Source organism: Neobacillus pocheonensis (genome assembly GCF_050477905.1).
GTDB classification, from domain to species: Bacteria; Bacillota; Bacilli; order Bacillales; family Cytobacillaceae; genus Neobacillus; species Neobacillus pocheonensis_A.
Genome location: NZ_JBCNAD010000107.1, coordinates 1 through 358 on the forward strand (window position 1 = coordinate 1; position 358 = coordinate 358).

Consider the following 358-nt stretch of genomic DNA (forward strand, 5'->3'; position numbering starts at 1 on the left):
CTAATTTCTCTTGTATGCGCTCTTCATTGTAATACTTCATATATTGATCTACATGCTGTCTCACCAGCTCAAGAGACATTGAATTATACTTTACATATTGAAATTCCTCTGACTTTAAATTGGAATGGAACGACTCAATGACCGCATTGTCCCAACAGTTTCCTCTTCTCGACATACTGCTCACTAAATTCTTTTCTTTTACCAGGTTTTGATAGGCATAGGAAGTATACACGCTTCCCTGATCCGAATGGATGATGACTCCCTTTGGATTACCCCTTGTTTTCAGTGCTTCCATCAGTGTATCCACTACTAAAGGAGTCTGTTGATGAGTGTAAAGCTTGTACGACACAATTTGATT

The 358-nt window shown here is 38.5% G+C and carries 1 protein-coding gene; it reads right to left on the reverse strand.

The window, feature by feature from the left end; all coding sequences use genetic code 11:
• Positions 1-358, reverse strand: a 358-nt coding sequence (locus tag ABES02_RS29630; protein ID WP_430141603.1) for a transposase, incomplete at both ends; no start/stop codon positions are given.